The 18,248-nt window shown below is 72.6% G+C and carries 12 protein-coding genes; 5 read left to right on the top strand and 7 right to left on the bottom strand.

Annotated features, from left to right (window positions below; translation table 11 throughout):
- Nucleotides 1–51: 51 nt before the first annotated feature.
- A complete protein-coding gene (locus AC6CKD_RS05340) occupies nt 52–3,432 on the bottom strand; it encodes a S8 family peptidase (protein ID WP_498326255.1) in 3,381 nt (1,126 codons plus the stop codon).
- A 399-nt stretch (nt 3,433–3,831) separates the two neighbouring features.
- On the opposite strand from AC6CKD_RS05340, the gene AC6CKD_RS05335 reads away from it, so the two are divergent.
- Nucleotides 3,832–7,767 carry an nSTAND1 domain-containing NTPase gene (locus AC6CKD_RS05335; RefSeq protein WP_498325507.1) on the top strand — a complete coding sequence of 1,312 codons (3,936 nt, stop codon included), beginning with the start codon at nt 3,832–3,834 and terminating at the stop codon, nt 7,765–7,767.
- Nucleotides 7,768–7,903: 136 nt separating this feature from the next.
- Here AC6CKD_RS05335 and AC6CKD_RS05330 read toward each other — a convergent pair whose 3' ends face one another.
- The 4 genes from AC6CKD_RS05330 to AC6CKD_RS05315 all read right to left on the bottom strand — a co-directional run bounded on the left by AC6CKD_RS05330 (nt 7,904) and on the right by AC6CKD_RS05315 (nt 11,242).
- Nucleotides 7,904–8,353, bottom strand: coding sequence for a pyridoxamine 5'-phosphate oxidase family protein (locus AC6CKD_RS05330; RefSeq protein WP_498325506.1), 450 nt, complete (start codon nt 8,351–8,353; stop codon nt 7,904–7,906).
- A 131-nt stretch (nt 8,354–8,484) separates the two neighbouring features.
- On the bottom strand, nt 8,485–8,688 hold the full coding sequence (locus AC6CKD_RS05325) for a hypothetical protein (RefSeq protein ID WP_498325504.1): 204 nt from the start codon (nt 8,686–8,688) through the stop codon (nt 8,485–8,487).
- Between the two features lie 178 nt (nt 8,689–8,866).
- Nucleotides 8,867–10,261, bottom strand: a complete 1,395-nt coding sequence (locus AC6CKD_RS05320) for a KamA family radical SAM protein (protein ID WP_498325502.1) — start codon at nt 10,259–10,261, stop codon at nt 8,867–8,869.
- A 192-nt stretch (nt 10,262–10,453) separates the two neighbouring features.
- Nucleotides 10,454–11,242, bottom strand: coding sequence for a TetR/AcrR family transcriptional regulator (locus tag AC6CKD_RS05315; RefSeq protein ID WP_498325501.1), 789 nt, complete (start codon nt 11,240–11,242; stop codon nt 10,454–10,456).
- A 117-nt stretch (nt 11,243–11,359) separates the two neighbouring features.
- Between AC6CKD_RS05315 and AC6CKD_RS05310 the strand changes: the two genes are divergently transcribed.
- Nucleotides 11,360–12,637: a saccharopine dehydrogenase family protein gene (locus tag AC6CKD_RS05310; RefSeq protein WP_498325499.1), complete on the top strand. Its 1,278-nt coding sequence runs from the start codon at nt 11,360–11,362 to the stop codon at nt 12,635–12,637.
- A 97-nt stretch (nt 12,638–12,734) separates the two neighbouring features.
- Here the strand turns inward: AC6CKD_RS05310 and AC6CKD_RS05305 are convergent, their stop codons facing one another.
- Nucleotides 12,735–13,166, bottom strand: a complete 432-nt coding sequence (locus AC6CKD_RS05305; protein WP_498325497.1) for a VOC family protein — start codon at nt 13,164–13,166, stop codon at nt 12,735–12,737.
- Nucleotides 13,167–13,431: 265 nt separating this feature from the next.
- Between AC6CKD_RS05305 and AC6CKD_RS05300 the strand changes: the two genes are divergently transcribed.
- Both AC6CKD_RS05300 and AC6CKD_RS05295 read left to right on the top strand, forming a co-directional pair.
- The gene (locus tag AC6CKD_RS05300; protein WP_498325496.1) at nt 13,432–14,490 is read left to right on the top strand and encodes an ATP-binding cassette domain-containing protein; all 1,059 of its coding nucleotides are present in this window, start codon (nt 13,432–13,434) and stop codon (nt 14,488–14,490) included.
- Nucleotides 14,487–15,299 (top strand): ABC transporter permease, encoded by an 813-nt coding sequence (locus tag AC6CKD_RS05295; protein ID WP_498325495.1) that lies wholly within the window; start codon nt 14,487–14,489, stop codon nt 15,297–15,299. Before AC6CKD_RS05300 ends, AC6CKD_RS05295 begins: the two co-directional genes overlap by 4 nt.
- A gap of 50 nt (nt 15,300–15,349) precedes the next feature.
- Here the strand turns inward: AC6CKD_RS05295 and AC6CKD_RS05290 are convergent, their stop codons facing one another.
- Nucleotides 15,350–15,982 carry a DUF2461 family protein gene (locus AC6CKD_RS05290; protein ID WP_498325494.1) on the bottom strand — a complete coding sequence of 211 codons (633 nt, stop codon included), beginning with the start codon at nt 15,980–15,982 and terminating at the stop codon, nt 15,350–15,352.
- Nucleotides 15,983–16,107: 125 nt separating this feature from the next.
- Between AC6CKD_RS05290 and ligA the strand changes: the two genes are divergently transcribed.
- On the top strand, nt 16,108–18,156 hold the full coding sequence (gene ligA / locus AC6CKD_RS05285; RefSeq protein ID WP_498326254.1) for an NAD-dependent DNA ligase LigA: 2,049 nt from the start codon (nt 16,108–16,110) through the stop codon (nt 18,154–18,156).
- Nucleotides 18,157–18,248 lie beyond the last annotated feature (92 nt).

The raw sequence follows: 18,248 nt of genomic DNA, 5'->3' as shown, positions 1-18,248 counted from the left end.
GTGGAGCCCGGGGACCGGCCTCCGTACCGCTGTCGGCTCAGGGAAGGGAGATCACTTGCCCAGATAGGCGTTGATGGTCGTGACCTCGGAGACGTTGCCCTGCTTGTCGGTGACCTGGGCTCGGAAGGAGATCCCCTGGTCCTTCGCGGGGTTCCGGACGGAGAACGCGCCGTCGGTGACCGTGACGCGCTTCCACGTCGTGCCGCCGTCCTCGCTCACGGAGATCGTCAGCGACTTGAGGTTCTTGCCGGAGGCCGCGCCCTGCACGGTCACGGGGATCCGGGTGACCTTGCCCGCGGGGGCGCGGGAGGCGGTGTCGAGCGGGGCGTGGAAGCGCACCGTGGAGACCGGGAGTTCGGTGTGCGCGGCGACCTGGCGGGAGCGGAAGGTGAAGCTCGTGTCGATGCGCGTGGAGACGGCGGAGAGGTCCGGGGACCGCTCGACGGAGGTCGTCAGCCGGTATTCGGCGTCGGCGCCGTCGACCGTGAAGGGGGCCCAGCCGCTCAGCGGGTCCTCGTTCTCGGCGACCTTGACTCCGTTGCGGTACAGGGTGGTCGCGGCCCTGGTGAGAGACGAGGAGCCCGCGTGCCCCGCGGCGTCGCTGAAGAGGGGAACCGAGGGGGTGATGGTCTGCTCGCCCGTCTCCGGGTCGGGCGCGCTGCGGAACACGCCCAGGCCCTTGCCCAGGAGCGGTGAGAAGACTCCGGTGTTGAAGGTCTCGCGGTGGGAGGAGCCCGCCGCGTAGCGCTTCGGCTTCAGAGCGGCCTGGTCCGCCTCGATGCGCTGGTTGCCGTCCTCGTCGGGGGCGCCGAGCTGCCAGAACCCGCTCCGCCAGGTCGCGCCGTCGAGGGCGGAGAGCAGGATCGTACGGGTGCCGGGAGCGGGTTGGACGGCTCCGTAGAGGTCGCCTTCACGCATGCCGGGCAGGGTGGGCGCGGCATAGGCGAAGCCGGACTTGCCGGGGGCGGGCGCGCCCATGTCCAGGGAGAGCTTCGCCAGCGCATTCGCCCCTACGTGCCGGGTGTACCCGGTCGCGAGGCGCTTCGTCACGCCGCCGAGGGCAACGGAGTACTGGGTCGCCGGGTCCTTGAGGAAGGTCGCCTGCCAGCTCTGCGTGAGCGAGCCGTCGGTCACGTCCGGTCCCATGTGGGCGGAGCGGAACCCGGTGTACCCCTTGGGGAGGACCCAGCCGTTGCCGAGGTGGCCGTCGCCGACCGCCTGTTGGTAGTACGGCAGGGCGAAGTCGGCCGTGGCCAGACCGGGAACCGTGATGTCCACGGGCTTCGCGGTGCGCGCGTCGACCGTGACCGCGGTGGCTCCGGAGACCTCCAGCCGGGGCTGGACCAGCCAGTCGACGCCCCGGGCGAGGTCCGACTCGTCCTGGTACACGGAGCCGTGGAGGGCGTACGTGCCCTTGGGGACACGGAGCGTGCGGGGACCGGCCTCGTTGCTGACGCCCACCCATACGCCGGAGGCGGCGCCTGCGATTCCGAACAGGGAGTGGGAGAACGCGCGGGCGGCCGAGCCGTCGCGGTCGAGGGTCGTGATCGTGACGTCGTACGCCTCCGTCTCACGGACGGCCGCCGCGCCCGTGCGCACCGACTGGCCTCCGCCGGTGGCGGTGACGTAGGCGGAGAAGGCGCCGTCGGTGTCGCCGAGCCGGGTGTCGGCCGTGAGGTCGACCTCGGCCCGGCCACCGGCCGGCACGGTCACCTTGTCGGCGCCGAGCGCGAAGAACCCGGCCGGGGCGGCGTTGCCCCGGGCGTCGGTGCCGGTCACCGCGAGGTCGAGGGTGATGTCGGTGGTGCCGAGGTTGCGGTAGGCGACCTTCTTGGTGAGGGGTACGTCGTCGGCGTGCGGCCACTGGGCCGTGCCGAGGGACACCGACGGCTGCTCGGTGATCACGGTCTGGTCGAGGGCCTTGTCCACCTGAACGCGGCCGGTGCCCTGCTGCTGGACGCCGGCCGAGCCGTCCTTCGTGGACGCCGTCAGCACGCCCTTGAGCTCCGTCCCGGTCCAGCCGGGGTTCTTCTGCTTCAGCAGCGCTGCCGCTCCGGCCACGTGAGGGGTGGCCATGGACGTGCCGTTGAGCCGCAGGTAGCCCGGGGCGGGGTGCTGGGCACCCGGAGCGGTGTCGAGCATGCTCCCCGGGGCCGCCGCGGCGGTGATGCCCACACCGGGCGCGGTGACGTCGGGCTTGACCGCGCCGTCGCCCACGCGCGGGCCCCTGCTGGAGAACTCCGCGAGGACGTCCTTGGCATCGACGGCGCCGACGGTCAGGGCGGCGTCGGCGCTGCCGGGCGATCCGACCGTGGACTCGCCGGCGCCGTTGTTGCCCGCGGCGACGGCGAACAGGACCCCCTTCTCCGCCGACAGCCGGTCGACGGCGGCCTCGACCGGGTCGACGCCGGGGAAGTCCCTGCTTCCGAGGCTGAGGTTGACGACGTCCGCACCCTCGGCGACGGCCCACTCCATGCCCGCGATGACGGCGGAATCGGTGCCGTAGCCCTGGTCGTCGAGTACCTTGCCGCTGATCACCTTGGCGCCGGGCGCGACGCCCTTGAGGGCACCGCCGGACGCGGCCCCGGTCCCGGCCGCGATGGAGGCCACGTGGGTGCCGTGGCCGACGCGGTCCGCGGTGTCGGGGGAGTCGGAGAAGTTCTTCTCCCCGACGACCTGGCTCTTCAGGTCCTCGTGGGTCTTGTCGACACCGGTGTCCAGGACGGCGATCTTCACACCTGTGCCGTCGAACCCGGCCTGCCAGGCCCGGTCGGCGCCGATCTGCTTCGTGCTCGTGTCCAGGCTCGCCTTGCGCACGCCGTCCAGCCAGACCTTGCCGATGCCGGCCTCGGTGGCCCGGATGCCGCGGGCCGTGGGAGCCGTCAGGGCCTCCCAGACCTTCGTGGCGTCGGCGGGCGAGGCCTCGACGGCTTCGGCGTTGACGGTCTGCAGGGTGCGCTTCGGTCCGTTTCCGGCGGCGGACCGCAGCTCCGTGCGCGCCGCCCCGGCGGCCCCCTCGTACTGGACGATCAGGCCGAGTCCGCCGCGGTGCAGGGCGCGCAGGGTCGGGTCGGCGAGCGTGGTGACGTCGAAGAGGCGCCGGTCCAGCGTGCCGGCGGCCAGCAGGGCCCGGGCGTCGGCGGGCAGGACCAGGGTGCGGCCGTCGGCGCGTTCGATCTCGACCGGTACGCGCTCACGGCCCTTGGCGGGCTCGAAGCGTACGACGGCGCCGCTGCCGTTCACGGTCACCCGGTCGCCGGTGATCAGGGTGACGGTCACGGGCGTGGTCGCGGTGTCGGCGGACGGGGTGGTCCTTGTGGGGGAGGCGGCGGGTGCCGCCCCGGCGGGGCCGGTCAGCCCCGTACTGAGGGCGACGACGGCGGTGGCGAGGGCGAGGGCCCCGGCGGCGCGTCGAGGCGTGCGTGTCCGTATGAACAACTCTGCTCCTGTGGAAGGCGTGCACGGCGGCCGGAGCCGCGGCGCACGCCCCCGTCGTGTGGCGTACGTGGCGTACGCGGTGCGTGCGGTGTATGCGGTGCGGTGCGTGCGGTGCGTGCGGTGTATGCGTGGCGCTGTGGTGACGCCGATCGCCGGGGCCCGGTCGGCCCGCGTCCCACCAGCGCTCCCTGGGGGAGGGGCGGAGGTGGGACGCGGGAGCCGTCCGGGCCGTGCGGCGACCGGGTACGGCAGCAGTCCACCGGCTCGCGCATTGTTCAGCAGCCCTGATCCGGGGGGCTGAACAATTGTTTTCCGTGGCCGAAGAGTCCCTTGTGGCTGCTGGTGCCCCCTCCTACGGTGGAAAGGATCTTGACCCCGGGGGAGGGGAGCAGCATGCGAAGTGGTGTGGGACGTCCGGAGAAGGCGCTCGATCCACAGGCTGGTCCAACCGCCCGGTTCGCCGCTGAGCTCCGCGCACTGCGCCGCGCGGCCGGCTCCGTCCCCTACCGGGAACTGTCCGCGCGGGCCGGCTATTCGGTGACGGCGCTCTCCCAGGCCGCCGCCGGGAACCGGCTCCCGAGCCTGCCCGTGACGCTGGCCTACGCCGAGGTCTGCGGCGCAGCCCGGACGGAGTGGGAACGACGGTGGCGCGAGGCCGAGGCCGAGGCCCGAGCCGAGGCCCAGACCGCAGCCCTGGCCTGCCCCTCGCCCGGTGCGGGCGGGGGCGGCACTCCGCCCTACCGGGGCCTGACACGCTTCGAACCCGAGGACGAATCGGTGTTCTTCGGCAGGGAACGCCTGACCGACCAACTGACCGCCCTGGTCGCCCAGCACCGCTTCGCCGTCGTCCTCGGCCCCTCCGGCAGCGGCAAATCCTCCCTGCTGCGGGCCGGTCTCGTCCCGCGGCTGCGCCGCTCCGCGCCGCCGCTGCCGCCCGCCGCCGCCCTGCGCGTCCTCACTCCGGGCGAACACCCGATGCGGACCCACGCCCCGGTTCTCACCCCGGCCGCCGGCGACGGCGAGACCTGGCTGATCGTCGATCAGTTCGAGGAGGTCTTCACCCTCTGCACGGACCCCGACGAACGACGCGACTTCCTCGCGGCCCTCCTGGCCGCCCGCACCCCCGGAAGCCGGATCCGCGTGGTGCTCGCCGTGCGCGCCGACTTCTACGCGAACTACCTGGCCCACCCGGCCCTGGCCGAGGCCGCCCGAGCCGCGACCCTCCCCGTGGGCCCGCTGACCCCCGAGGAGATGCGCGGCGCGATCGTGCGCCCCGCAGCAGCGGCCGGCCTCACCGTCGAACGCGCCCTCACGGCCCGGCTCGTGGAAGAGGTCACCCGCGAACCCGGCAGCCTCCCGCTGCTTTCCCACGCCCTGCTGGAGACCTGGCGGCGCCGCCGCGGCCGCATGCTGACCCTGGCCGGACACGAGGCGGCCGGCGGTTTGCGAGGCGCCCTGACCCAGACCGCCGAGGAGGTGTACGCGGAACTCGGGCCAGACCGCGCCCCCGTCGCGCGCCGTCTCCTGCTGAACCTGATCACCCCCGGCGACGGAGCCCCCGACACCCGTCGGCCCGTACCCCGCGACACCCTCGTGCCCCCGGACGCACCGGAGGCCGCCGAGGCGGGTGCCGTGCTGGACCGGCTGGCCCGGGCCCGGCTCGTCACCCTGGACCGGGACGTCGTGGACCTGGCGCACGAGGCCCTGATCACCGGGTGGCCGCGGCTGCGCGGCTGGATCGACACCGACCGCGAACGGCTGCGACGCCACCGCCGGTTGACCCACGCCACCCAGAACTGGCTGACCCGCCGACGGGACGCCGGAGCGCTCCTGCGCGGAGGGGAACTGGCCGAGGCCGAGGCCACCTTCGCGGACGGCACGGGCCGCTCCGCCGAGTTGGTCCCGACGGAGCGGGAGTTCCTGCGCGCGGGTCTCGCCTCCCGGGCCCGCACGCGTCGGATCCGTCGCGGCGTGACCTCCGTCGTCGCCCTCCTCCTCGTCCTCCTCACGGTGGCGAGCACGACCGCCTGGCAGCAGGGGCGCGACAACGTCCGGCAGCGGGTCGACGCCGAGATCCGGCGGGTCAAGGGGGAGGAACTGGCGGCCGGCCAGCTGGCGGCCGTGGCCCAGGGCCTGCGGGGCTCCGACCCGGCCTTGGCGATGAGGCTGAGCGTGGCCGCCTGGCGGCTCGCCGAGACCGCCGAGACCCGCTCGGCGCTGCTGGCGGCGTCCGCCCAGGCCGAATCCGACGCCTACGACGTGCCGGACGAGGCGGGGCCCTGGGACTCCCACCCCGCGCTCCCGGTCCGGCTGAGCGCGGACGGCCGGATCGCGGTCACCGCCGACGTGGACTCCGTACGCGCCTGGGACGTCACGAAGAGGACGGCGGTCGGACCGGAGACGGCCCTCGGCCGGGACGCTCTGTTCCGCGGGATCTCCCCGGACGGCCGCACCGCCCTGGTACAGGAGTCCCGGCAGAAGGCGGAGCCCGAATCCGGGCTCGGGGCGCGCCGCCTGGATCTGGCATCCGGGACCGCGCTCGACGCCGTGCCGCGGCCGTCGGGCCCTTCGGTTGTCTGGACAGCCGCCGAACAGGTCCTCGCCAACCTGGACATGGACGGCGCCGTCGGCCGGCTCTCGCTCCGGGACGCCCGAAGCGGCCGCACCCTGCTGGAGGTGCCGACCGGACGGCACCCGATGTGGGCACTCAGCCCGGACGGACGCCACCTGGCACTGTGCGCCAGCGGAGGGGATGCGGCGTACTCCTCCGAACGGGCCGACGTGCCCTTGCGGGTCTGGGACGTGGCCCGGAGCGCGGAGCTGCCCGCCACCCGATCCGGCGCGTGTGCCGTCGACTCGTTCCGTTTCACCGGCGACGGCGCCGTCCTCATGACCCAAGCGCCGGGCGGCCTGGGCCTGTGGGACCCGGTCACGGACCGGGAACCGGCCCGGATCGACCATCCCGGCCTGACCGAGGTGACCACCAGCCCCGACGGGCGGTTCGCCGCGGCCCTGGACGGCCGGGAGATCCTGATGTGGCGACTCGCCTCGCCCGAACGGCCGGTCTTCCGGTACTCCCTCGCCAACGGGGCCGCCTCCCAGCTCCGGATCGACCCGAAGGACGGCGTCATCAGGTACCTGACCGAGCGCCGGCTCGGGGACACGATGGTGCGCACCATCTCCTACGGACCGGCCACGACACCGGACTGGAACCCCGAACCGGCCTCGACGGGCACCTTCAGCGCGGACGCCGCGACCGTCGCGGTCGACCGCCGGCAGGGCGCCAGTACCTGGTTCGAGGCCTACGCCGTCGCCGACGGCCGGCGCACCGCCCGCACCCCGCCGGCCGACTGCCCGGAAGCCGAACCGGGATCCACCGGAGCTCCCACAGGACACGACTGCCGTGTCCTGCTCGCGCTCACTCCCGACGGACGAACCCTCGCCCACGCCCGAACCGACTTCGGCGAAGGCTCCGACGCCGGGGACGGACAGCGGGAGACCGCCAAGGAGCCGACTCTCTGGGACGTGACGGCGAACTCGGTCCGCCCGCTCCCCACCGACCCGGAACCGCCGTTCGCCGCCCGGATGCCCATCACGGGACTGGCCGTCTCGCCCGACGGCCGGTCCCTCCTCACGACGCGCGCGGGCGTTGACACCCTGGACGTCCGGGACGTGGCGAGCGGCCACCGGACCCGACCCGAGGACCTCACGAAGGACCGGACCAGTGCCGTGGAAAGCCCGCGGAGCGACCGAGCCGCCCCGATCGCGGTCCGCCCTGACGGCCGACTGCTCGCGACGTCCTCGGACATCTTCGACATCACCACCGGCCGACGCACCGAAGGGGGCCCCACCACGGAACGGGCCGGGGTGATGGCCTACAGCCCCGACGGCACGCGCCTGGCGGTCGGTGACGCGACGGGCGGGGTCACCTTGTGGGACGGGGAGGCCGAGCGACGCGTGGCCACCCTCCCGGCCCGGTTCGACGCGATCGGCCCCGACTCGGCAAAGGCCGTCACCGCCCTGGCCTTCTCCCCCGACGGACGGACCCTGGCCGTGGCGGGCGCCTCCGGCACCCTGCGGCTCTGGGACGTGGACTCGGGCCGACCTCTGGGACTACCGCTGCCGACCCCCGGCGACGGGATCGTCGCCGTCGCCTTTTCTCCCGACGGACAGGCCCTGCACAGCGCGGGCGAACACAGTGCCGTACGCACCCACCAGGTGGCCCCGGGCCGACTCGCGGATTCCGTCTGCACCCGTGCCGGAACCGGACTCTCCCGGACCGACTGGAGCACCTACCTCCCGGATCTCCCGTACAGAAAGACCTGTTGACAGGGCCCGCGGACGAGCACAGCGACCGCCACGGGCGCCCGCTGCGGCGAAGGCGTCTCCCCACCGGGGCCCGCTCCGACGCCCGGGCCGCCCGACAGCCCGGGCCGGCCGTCGAGGTGCGGTGCGCGGACGTGGGTCAGCGGTCCTGCCGGAAGCGGTGGACGGCGGGGTCGTAGACGGGGGCGGGGAAGCGGGTGCCGGTGATGGTGTCCGGGACGGGAGTGCCGGGGGCGGTGGTCAGCGGGATCCAACCCGCCCATGCCTCGACGGCGTCGTCCTTGGGTTCGTCGCGGGCGAAGCCGGCGCGGACCTTCATCGAGAACTCCTCGATGGGCAGGGTGAGGCACGCGGTGTAGTGGGCTTCCTCGACACTGGGGCGGCGGGCGGCGTAGGGCCCGTCCAGGCGGCCGGGGACGACGCTTTCGACGACGCGGGCGAGTGCGTCGGCGCGTTCGGCCGGGTCCTCGATGGGGGTGGCCTTGCCGAAGATCATGACTGAGCGGTAGGCGGCCGAGTGGTGGGAGGAGGCCCGGCCCAAGATGACACCGTCGATCAGGGTCGCGGTGACGCACAGCGCTCTAGGCATCGCGCGGACGCCCGGCCGGAAGGTGGGGCCGCCGGTCGCCAGGCATGCCCCCGACCAGGGGCCGACCCCGCGCGCGGTGACCGGTCTGCACAACGTCACGGACGACGGCGGTGGCGAAGGGCCGGGGCACGTCAGAACAGGTTGGCGAGGTCGTTGGAGTGGTCCAGGCCTGGTCGGCGTACAGGTTGACGCGGTCGCAGAAGCGGACGTAAGAGGGTGCCGTCGATCTCCACGGTGTGCCGGGAGTTGGCGATGAGCGACATGCCGGCGCCGACGATGTTGCCCCGGCCGTCCACTTCGAGGTCGTACGCGCGGTCCCGGAAGTACTGGACCATGCCGATCCCGGGGCTCGTTCGGCGTCGGGGAACGAGTGGGGGCCGCACGAACCGACGAGGCGGACCGATCGGCCGGCTTCGTCGGAGGGCGGGCGGGGAAGCCTTCGTCGCGCACCTGAGCCAGCCCACCATGCCGCTGACGGAACGCCCCATCGATCGGATCAAGACCCGCCGAGGTTCACGCGGTCGGCAGGTCTGCCGGTCCCCGGCCGCCGATTCCTGCCCGCTGCGGACCGTCGGGGCATTGCCGCTGCGTGCCGAGCCGCAGGGCCGCGGCGATGTCGGAGGGTGTGTCGTGGTCGGGTTCGAGCTCGTCCAGCCAGGCGGCGTCCTCGCTGTAGTGGGCCCGGAAGGGTCGCCCGACCAGCTGCGGGTCGCGGGCCTGGAGCATGCGCAACTGGAAGAAGCGGCCCTGGGCGGTCTCGGTGACCCCGTCGACGACCACTTTGCCGGGTGTGGCCGACATGACCGGCCCGCGCACGGTGCGGGCGAGCCCGGGCAGGGTCAGGTAGGCGGACCGGAAGATGTCGTGGGCACGGGCGAGCGGCACCTTGAAGTACTCGTACGGGCCCGTGTCCCGCTCGACGAACATGTAGTACGGGACGGCGCCCGCGGCCAGTTCCGCACGCCACAGCGCGCTCCAGGTCCGCGGGTCGTCGTTGACGTGTGCGACCAGGGGCGCCTGGCAGTAGACGAGGGCACCGGTGGACCGGATCCGGGCGATGGCCCGGCGGGCGAGGTCCGACTCCAGCTCTCGCGGGTGGGTGAAGTGCATCATCAGCGCCAGGTTCTTCCCCGATGCGACGACGCCCTCGAAGAGCCGGAGCACGTCGTCGGCGTCCGCGTCGGTGACGAACCGCTGGGGCCAGTAGGCGACCGACTTGGTACCGATGCGGACGGTACGGACACTGGGCACGCCCAGGATGGGGCCGAGGTGGCTGCGCAGCCGCTCGGTGGACATGATCATCGGGTCGCCGCCGGTGACGAGGACGTCGTCGACCTCGGGGTGGCGGCCGAGGTAGTCCACGAGGCCGTCGGGTGCCGGGGCCGCGAAGCGCAGGCCGGCATCCCCCACGAACTGCGCCCATCGGAAGCAGTAGGTGCAGTACGCATGGCAGGTCTGCCCCTGGCCGGGAAAGTACAGGACGGTCTCGCGGTACTTGTGCTGGAGGCCGGGCACCGTATCCCCGTCCAGGGTCGGGACGTTGAGCTGCTTCTGGCCCGAGGGGTGGGGGTTGAGGCCGCTTCGGATCTGCTGGACCGCGAGCCGGAGTTCCTTCCTCGCGCCCGGATCGTCCACCAGGCCGGCCAGCCGCCGTTCGTCCTCGATCCGGAGCATGCCGCTCTGGGGGAAGACCATCTGGAAGACGGGGTCGTCCGGAACGTCGCCCCAGTCGATCAGCTGGGAGAGGACGTACTCGTTCACGCGGAACGGCAGAACGGAGGCGAGTGACTTTATGGACCGGGAGATGTCGCCCGGAATCGCGAACCGTCGACTGAGCTCGTCCACGTGGCGGGCGCCGTAGGCGTGGAACCTCTCCGTTTCCAGGGCCGCGGGAGGCGTTATGGGCATGGAGGAGGTCTCCGGCTTCAGAAGTCGACGCGGCCAAGTTCCTTGATCGTAGGTCGATCGGGCCGGGCGGACCGATGTGCGCCCAAGGTCGGCCGATAGGAGTGGCACATGGCCGGAATGGTGGGCCCGAGGCGGGCTCGCCCGTCACCCCGGGCCTGCCTCAGAGCCCCAAGTCCTCGTCGCCCGGCGCCCTCACGGCCCGGCCGGTCGGCCCCTCGGGCGGCGGCGAGGACTCCCGCCCGCGCCTGCGTCCGCGTCCCCGCCAGCGCCTGTGCTCCCGCGCGCGCCGGCCAGCTCACGCTCGGCGCTCTCCAGCAGCATGTCCAGCGCGACCGGATAGGCGCTGTGCGGCATCCGGGCCGCGAGGAGTCCGGCGGTGGCCGCGATGTTCGGGTACTCCCCGGCCGGCAAGCGGGCGTACGTAGACTCCCACCGCTCCTCGTCGGACTCCCGGGCCTGCTCCGTCAGCGCCAGGGAACCCGCGTCGAGCGCCGCGAAGGCCAGGCACTGGTCGATGTAGGCGTGGTAGATCCGCACGGCGTCCTGGTCGCCGAACCCCGCACCGCGCAGGCTGCCGAGGATGGCCTCGTCGGCCGCGATCTCCCGGGGTCGCCCGGTCACCCGGCTCGCCGTCAGCAGGGCGGCCTGCGGATGGGCGAGGTAGGCACCGTGGATGCGCAGGCCCAGTGAGCGCAGGTCCTCGCGCCAGCGCCCGGTGGGAACCCAGCCGGCGAGGGCACGGCCGATGAGCTCCTCACCGATGGCGAGCGTGAGCCCGTCCATACCGTCGAAGTAGCGGTAGAGCGTGCTGGGGTCCGCGCCCAGGGCGGCGCCGAGCCGCCGGGCGGTCAGGCCCGCGCTGCCGTGCTCCCGCACCATCCGCAGCGCCGTTTCGACGATCAGCCGCTCGGAGAGCACCGTGCCCTGCCGGGTCGGACGCCGCCGTCGGCGGGCCTCCTCCGGAACCACGTCCTTCGGCATCGCGGACTCGCCCCCTGGACCGTTCGTAGCCTTATGCCAACGGCATTGACCTTAACTCCCGGCAGACGATTCCATCAGCCCCCTGGGGCACACGCCCCGACGAGAGAGGACTTCGCCATGCGCGTTCTGCTTGTGGGTGCCGGCGGTGTCGGGAGCGCGATCGCCAAGATCGCCGCCCGCCGCGGCTTCTTCGACCGTTTCGTCGTCGCCGACTACGACCTGGCCCGCGCCGAGGCCGCGGTCGCCGCCCTGGGCGCGTCGGAGCAGCGCTTCAGCGCCTGCCGCGCGGACGCCTCCGACGAGGAGGAGATCGCCCGGCTGCTCACCGGGCACGGGTGCGACGTCCTGATGAACGCCACCGACCCGCGGTTCGTGATGCCGCTGTTCAACGCCGCCCTGGCGGCCGGCACCCACTACGTGGACATGGCGATGTCCCTGTCCCGCCCGCACCCCGGAGACCCGTACGGCACGTGCGGGGTGAAGCTCGGCGACGAGCAGTTCGAACGGGCCGCGGAGTGGGAGGAATCGGGCCGGCTCGCGCTCGTCGGCATGGGCGTCGAGCCCGGTCTCTCGGACGTCTTCGCCCGCTACGCGGCCGAGGAGCTCTTCGACGACATCGAGGAGATCGGCATCCGGGACGGGGCCGATCTGACCGTCGAGGGCTACGACTTCGCACCGTCCTTCAACATCTGGACGACGATCGAGGAGTGCCTGAACCCTCCGGTGGTGTACGAGCGCGAGCGCGGCTGGTTCACGACCGAACCGTTCAGCGAGCCGGAGGTCTTCGACTTCCCCGAGGGCATCGGCCCCGTGGAGTGCGTCAACGTCGAACACGAGGAGGTCCTCCTGATCCCGCGCTGGGTCGGTGCCCGCCGGGTCACCTTCAAGTACGGCCTCGGCGACGATTTCATCGGCAAGCTCAAGACCCTCCACGCGCTCGGCCTGGACTCGACCGAACCGGTCACCGTCCGCGGCGAGGACGGCAGCCCGGTCCGCGTCTCACCGCGCGACGTGGTCGCGGCCTGCCTGCCCGACCCGGCGACGCTCGGGGACAGGATGACCGGCCGGACCTGCGCCGGTACCTGGGTCAAGGGCACCAAGGACAACCTGCCGCGCGAGGTGTACCTCTACCACGTGGTCGACAACCAGTGGTCCATGCGCGAGTACGGCTCCCAGGCCGTGGTCTGGCAGACCGCCGTCAACCCGGTGGTGGCCCTCGAACTGCTCGCCGCCGCCGCATGGACCGGCGCAGGAGTCCTCGGCCCCGAGGCCCTCCCGCCCCGCCCCTTCCTCGACCTGCTCACCGCGTACGGATCCCCCTGGGCGATCCGGGAACAGGACCCGGCTCCGGCACAGCCGGCCGCGACACAGCCGACTCCGGCAACGAACCACTGACGCCGTCACCCTGCCCGGACGGTCCCGCCACGAAGCCGGCGCACGAAAGCACCCCCGACCGGGCAGGGGGCCCGAGTCGGAGGGGTCACCGGAGCCGTCAGCGTTCCGACAGCTCCGAGGGTGCCTCCTGGACCACCCAGCCGTTGCCGTCCGGGTCGGTGAAGGTCAGGAAGGAGTTCCAGGTGTCACCCCTGCCGTCCTCCCAGCCCTTCTCGCCGATGTGCCGCACCGGCGACACCTCCACGCCGCGCCCGGTCAGCTCCTCGCGCGCGGCCTCGATGCTGGTGACGCAGAGCTGCAGGCCCTGCAGCGCTCCCGGGGTCATCTGGCGCGCACCGGGCGCCGGGGGCATCCCGTGCTCCAGCGCGATCGAACAGCGCGAGCCGGGCGGAGTCAGCTGGATGATGCGGATACCGGGCGCGACCTCGCTGTCGAGGTCGACCCTGAAGCCGACCTTGTCCGCGTAGAACTCCTTCGCCCGGTCCATATCGGTGACAGGGACAAGAACCACTTCGAGTGTCCAGTTCATGACGGGCCTCCTCGGAACACGAATGGTGCGGGAAAGGTCCACGGTCGCCCACAGCCTGCCCGTGTGCGAGCCATAACGCGCCGCGTCATCCTCACGGGGGCCGAGCCGTCCGAGCCGTCCGAGCCGTCCGAGCCGGGCCGCAGGGAGGCGGAGAGGCCGCGACCGGCACCTTTCGTATGCCGATCCGCTCGCTCCGGCCACGGCACCGCCCGGCAGGCGGACTGTCAGTGGCGTGGGTCACAGTGGGGAGGGTGAGGTGAATCTGATGAAGCACGCGATCCAGGCGGAAGGCCTGACCAAGCGGTTCAAGGAAACGCGCGCGCTCGCCGGGGTGGATCTCCAGGTTCCCGCCGGGACCGTGTGCGGGCTGCTGGGTCCCAACGGCGCGGGCAAGACGACGGCGGTCCGCATCTTCGCGACGCTCCTGCGCCCGGACGGCGGGCGGGCGGAGGTCGGCGGGTACGACGTCGTACGGGAGCCGGGGCGGGTCCGTTCCCTGATCGGCCTGACGGGCCAGTACGCCGCCGTCGACGAGAATCTGACCGGGACCGAGAACCTGCTGATGATCGGGCGGCTGCTCGACATGCCGCGAGCGGACGCCCGCGCCCGGGCGGCCGAGCTGCTCGACCGGTTCCACCTGACCGACGCGGCGGGGCGCGCCGCCAAGGCGTACTCGGGGGGCATGCGCAGACGTCTCGACCTCGCGGCCAGCCTGGTCGGGCGGCCGCGGATCCTCTTCCTCGACGAGCCGACCACCGGACTCGATCCGCACAGCCGCGGCGAGGTGTGGGACATGCTGCGCGTCCTGGTCGCGGAGGGCATGACCACCCTGCTGACCACCCAGTACCTCGACGAGGCCGACCGGCTCGCCGACAACGTCGTCGTGGTCGACAAGGGCACGGTGATCGCGGACGGCACGCCCGACGAGCTGAAGTCGCAGGTCGGTGGACAGGTGCTGCAATTGCGCCCCACCCGCCCGGCGGATCTCGGCGCGGCGCACGCGCTGATCTCGGAGGTGGCGGGGCCGCAGACCAAGATCGAGGGCGACGGGATCACCGCGCCGGTCAACGACCCGGCGCTCATGCCGAGCGTCGTGCGCCGGCTGGACCAGGCCGGCATCGAGGTAGGCGAGATCACCCTGCGGCGCTCGTCCCTCGACGAGGTGTTCATGGTCCTGACCGGACACCGCGCCGAGGCCGACGGCCCCCGGGGCGAAGCCGATGGGGACGCAGACGCAGACAAAGATCCAGATGGAGACGCAGAGGCAGACGCAGATGCCGGTGCGGGAGACCCCCGGCAGGTGAACGCGGGGAGCCCGTCATGACGTCCATGACCGTCACCGACACCCTGGGCCGCGGCGGCCGGGTGCGCCCGCTGGCGGCCGTGCGGCAGACCGCCACGATGGCGTGGCGCAGCCTGGTCTCCGTCAAGCACAACCCCCTGGAACTCGTCGACTACAGCATCACGCCGATCATGTTCGTGTTCCTCTTCACCTACGTCTTCGGCGGGCAGATGTCCGGTACTCCCCGCGACTACCTCCAGTACGCGCTCGCGGGGATCATCGTCCAGAACACCCTCTTCATGAGCATGTACACCGCCATGTCGTTGAACTCCGACCTCACGAAGGGGGTCTTCGACCGTCTGCGGAGCCTGCCCATCGCCCGCTCCGCACCGCTCTTCGGACGCATCACCGCCGACCTGGCGAAGCAGCTCTGGGCGATCGTCCTGATGGTCGCGCTGGGCATGCTGCTGGGCTTCGAGGTCACCGGGGGCATCGGCGGCTTCCTCGGCGGCACCGTGCTGGTGCTGATCTTCGCCGCCGCCGTCTCCTGGACGGCGGTGCTCATCGGGATGGTGGCCGGTGACGCCGAGAAGGTGCAGGTCTACGCCTTCACCGTCATCTTCCCGATCACTTTCACCAGCAGCGCGTTCGCCCAGGTCGACACGATGCCGGGCTGGCTCCAGGCATGGGTCGAGGTCAACCCGGTCACCCACCTGTCGGACGCCTTCCGCGGGCTCCTGCTCGGCACCCCGGCGGGCCAACCGATCCTGTGGTCCTTGGTCTGGGCGGCGGGCATCGCCGCCGTGTTCATGCCGCTCGCGATGCGCGCGTACCGCTCTCAGGACCGCTGAGCGGGAGCGGGTCCGGCTCCGCTCCGCAGGAGGTGGTAGCCCGAAGCTCGTCAGGAGGCGTGCTTCACGTGGCGGACCAGCCACATCAGCAGCTCGTCCAGGTCCGCGGCGGCCGAGAGGACCCGGTCGACCGCCTCGGGGGTGTGCAGCCACTCCTCGCAGCCGAGGGGCCGGGCGGCGATCAGAGAACGGTGGCGCAGCAGGTCCGTACGGGAGTGGTCCGTCGGATAGCCGCGCGGGGGACGTTTCATGACGTCCCCGGAGATGTCGTAGCCCTTCTTCCGCACGTCCTCGACGATGGCGGACAGTTCGCGGCCGCTCCCCTCGGAGGCCACCGCCTTGCGGAACCTGTCCACCTGGCCGGGATCGGGGTACCACCAGGCGCCCTGGATCCGCAGGCCGTCCAGGGCGAACCGGAGACCGATCTCGATCTTGCGGTCGAGCCGGATCACCGCACTTTGGTGCTGCCACCACCAGGAGTCGGTGCGGTAGTGCCAGACCGAGAAGTCCTCGTACCGGGAGTCGGTGTCCGCGACCTCGTTGAGCAGGTCGATCATCGGCTGCCGGACCAGGCGTTCACGGTCCGCACGACAGCGCTCGCGGGTCGTGTGGGTCGGTTCGCCCTGGAGCTGCCACAACACGTCCATGGCCTGCTCAGGCCAGCCGGTGAACTGTCCGCGCATGTGGGCAGGCTAGCTCACCGCCACTGCCGTCCATGGGGCCGCAGGGCGGCTGCGGCCCCATGGCGGCCCGCTTGCGTGCTGCGGCAAGTCGAGCTCCGGCGGCGTTGTCAGTGCGGGGCAGCATGATGACCCGCATGACCGAAAACAGCGCCCTGCTTTCCCCTGTGGCCTACACGGAGGCCGTGACCGCCGCCGTGGCGGCGTCGGCCGCGTACTACGGCAACGGGACCACCCCGCTCGGTGACGACGAATACGACGGGCTGCTCCGCGCCATCGCGGCCTACGAGGACGCCCACCCGGGCGAGGTGCTTGCCGAGTCGCCGACCGGGAAGGTGGCGGGCGGGGCCGTACAGGGTGACGTGCCGCACTCGGTTCCCATGCTCTCCCTCGACAACGTCTTCGGCGCCGACGAGCTCACCGAGTGGGCCGCGGGACTGGAACGGCGTCTGGGGCGCCCTGTGGCCGGGTGGTGTGTGGAGCCGAAGCTCGACGGCCTCGCGGTCGCCGCTCGGTACCGGGGCGGCAGGCTCGTTCAGGTCCTCACCCGCGGCGACGGCCTGGCCGGCGAGGACATCACGCACGCCGCCGACGCCGTCATCGGTCTGCCCCCGATGCTCACCGAGCCGATCGACGTCGAGCTGCGCGGCGAAGTGCTGCTGACGACCGCGCAGTTCGAGGAGGCCAACCGGATCCGGCTCGCCCACGAGGCCACGCCCTTCGCGCACCCGCGCAGCGGAGCGGCCGGCACCCTGCGGGCCAAGGACCGCCCCTACCGGATCGAGTTGACCTTCTTCGCCTACGGCGCGATCGGCCTCAACGACCTCGGCCACGTCGCCTTGCTGGAGAACCTGGCCGCGCTCGGCGCGAACACGGCCGCCGGCACGGCCGCCGCGCCGATGCGCTGCGAGACCGTGGAGCAGGTGCAGAAGCGCATCGACGCGATCGCCGGCATGCGCGCGGACCTGCCGTTCGGGATCGACGGTGTCGTCGTCAAAGCCGACACGTCCGAGGACCAGCGGCAGGCCGGCAACGGCTCGCGCGCCCCGAGGTGGGCGGTGGCCCGGAAACTGGCGGCCGAACACAAGGTGACGCGCCTGCTGGCGGTGGAGTGGAACGTCGGCCGGACCGGGATCATCGCCCCGCGCGCCGTCCTGGAGCCCGTGGTCATCGACGGGGTGACCGTCACCTACGCCACGCTCCACAATCCGTCCGACATCACCCGTCGCGGGCTCATGATCGGCGACCAGGTGTTCGTCTACCGGGCCGGCGACGTGATCCCCCGGGTCGAGGCACCGCTGCTCGACCAGCGCACCGGTGCCGAGAGCACGATCGACTTCCCCCAGGCGTGCCCCCGCTGTGGCGACGCGATCGACACGTCCGAGCAGCGGTGGCGGTGCGTGCGCGGCCGCAGCTGTCAGGCCGTGGCCTCGGTGATCTACGCGGCCGGCCGCGACCAGCTCGACATCGAAGGTCTCGGCGACACGCGCGCGATCCAGCTGGTGGAGGCCGGCCTGGTCAAGGACGTAGCCGACCTGTTCACGCTGACCCGCGAGCAGCTCCTCGGTCTGGAACGGATGGGCGAGACCAGCGCCACCAACCTCCTGGCCGCGATCGAGACGGCCCGCGGGGCCGCATTGAGCCGCGTGTTCTGCGCCCTCGGCGTCCGCGGCACCGGGCGTACGATGTCCCGCCGGATCGCCGCGCACTTCGGCTCGATGGCCGCGATCCGGGCCGCCGACGCGGACGTGCTGGCCGGGGTCGACGGCATCGGCACCGAGAAGGCGCGCGTCATCGAGGCGGAACTCGTCGAACTCGCCCCGCTCCTCGACAAGCTCCAGGCCCGGCAGGTCGGCACGCAGGTCACCGAGCCACAGCCGCCCGCGACCGACGCGAACGACGGCGGGGACCAGGCGGGGGGCCCGCTGGCCGGCCAGGCCGTCGTGGTCACCGGATCCATGACCGGTCCCCTCGCGGTGCTGTCACGGAACGAGATGAACGAGCTGATCGAGCGGGCCGGCGGAAAGGCGTCCTCGTCGGTGTCCAAGCGCACCACCCTCCTGGTGGCGGGCGAGAAGGCCGGATCCAAGCGCACCAAGGCCGAAGAGCTGGGCATCCGGATCCTCGACCCCGAGGAATTCGCCACCCTGGTCGCCGGCCTCCTCCCCACCGCCTAGCCGTCGCCCCCCCCACAAGTCCCCGGCGGGGGAGGGGCCCGGGGGAGGTGCCCGCTCCGGTTCGGGGTGAGCCTCCCCGCGCGGGGCTCCCC

Source organism: Streptomyces sp. GQ60 (assembly GCF_059758875.1).
The sequence above is the reverse complement of the archived record's forward strand: the minus strand, read 5'-3'. Positions and strand labels throughout refer to the sequence as shown.

What these genes read in the sequence shown, in the direction of transcription:
- AC6CKD_RS05325 (WP_498325504.1), bottom strand. Translation starts at nt 8,688, where the DNA reads ATGGTCCAGTACTTCCGGGACCGCGCGTACGACCTCGAAGTGGACGGC.
- AC6CKD_RS05335 (WP_498325507.1), top strand. Translation starts at nt 3,832, where the DNA reads ATGCGAAGTGGTGTGGGACGTCCGGAGAAGGCGCTCGATCCACAGGCT.
- ligA (WP_498326254.1), top strand. Translation starts at nt 16,108, where the DNA reads ATGACCCGCATGACCGAAAACAGCGCCCTGCTTTCCCCTGTGGCCTAC.
- AC6CKD_RS05330 (WP_498325506.1), bottom strand. Translation starts at nt 8,353, where the DNA reads ATGCCTAGAGCGCTGTGCGTCACCGCGACCCTGATCGACGGTGTCATC.
- AC6CKD_RS05305 (WP_498325497.1), bottom strand. Translation starts at nt 13,166, where the DNA reads ATGAACTGGACACTCGAAGTGGTTCTTGTCCCTGTCACCGATATGGAC.
- AC6CKD_RS05295 (WP_498325495.1), top strand. Translation starts at nt 14,487, where the DNA reads ATGACGTCCATGACCGTCACCGACACCCTGGGCCGCGGCGGCCGGGTG.
- AC6CKD_RS05310 (WP_498325499.1), top strand. Translation starts at nt 11,360, where the DNA reads ATGCGCGTTCTGCTTGTGGGTGCCGGCGGTGTCGGGAGCGCGATCGCC.
- AC6CKD_RS05300 (WP_498325496.1), top strand. Translation starts at nt 13,432, where the DNA reads ATGAAGCACGCGATCCAGGCGGAAGGCCTGACCAAGCGGTTCAAGGAA.
- AC6CKD_RS05320 (WP_498325502.1), bottom strand. Translation starts at nt 10,261, where the DNA reads ATGCCCATAACGCCTCCCGCGGCCCTGGAAACGGAGAGGTTCCACGCC.
- AC6CKD_RS05315 (WP_498325501.1), bottom strand. Translation starts at nt 11,242, where the DNA reads ATGCCGAAGGACGTGGTTCCGGAGGAGGCCCGCCGACGGCGGCGTCCG.
- AC6CKD_RS05290 (WP_498325494.1), bottom strand. Translation starts at nt 15,982, where the DNA reads ATGCGCGGACAGTTCACCGGCTGGCCTGAGCAGGCCATGGACGTGTTG.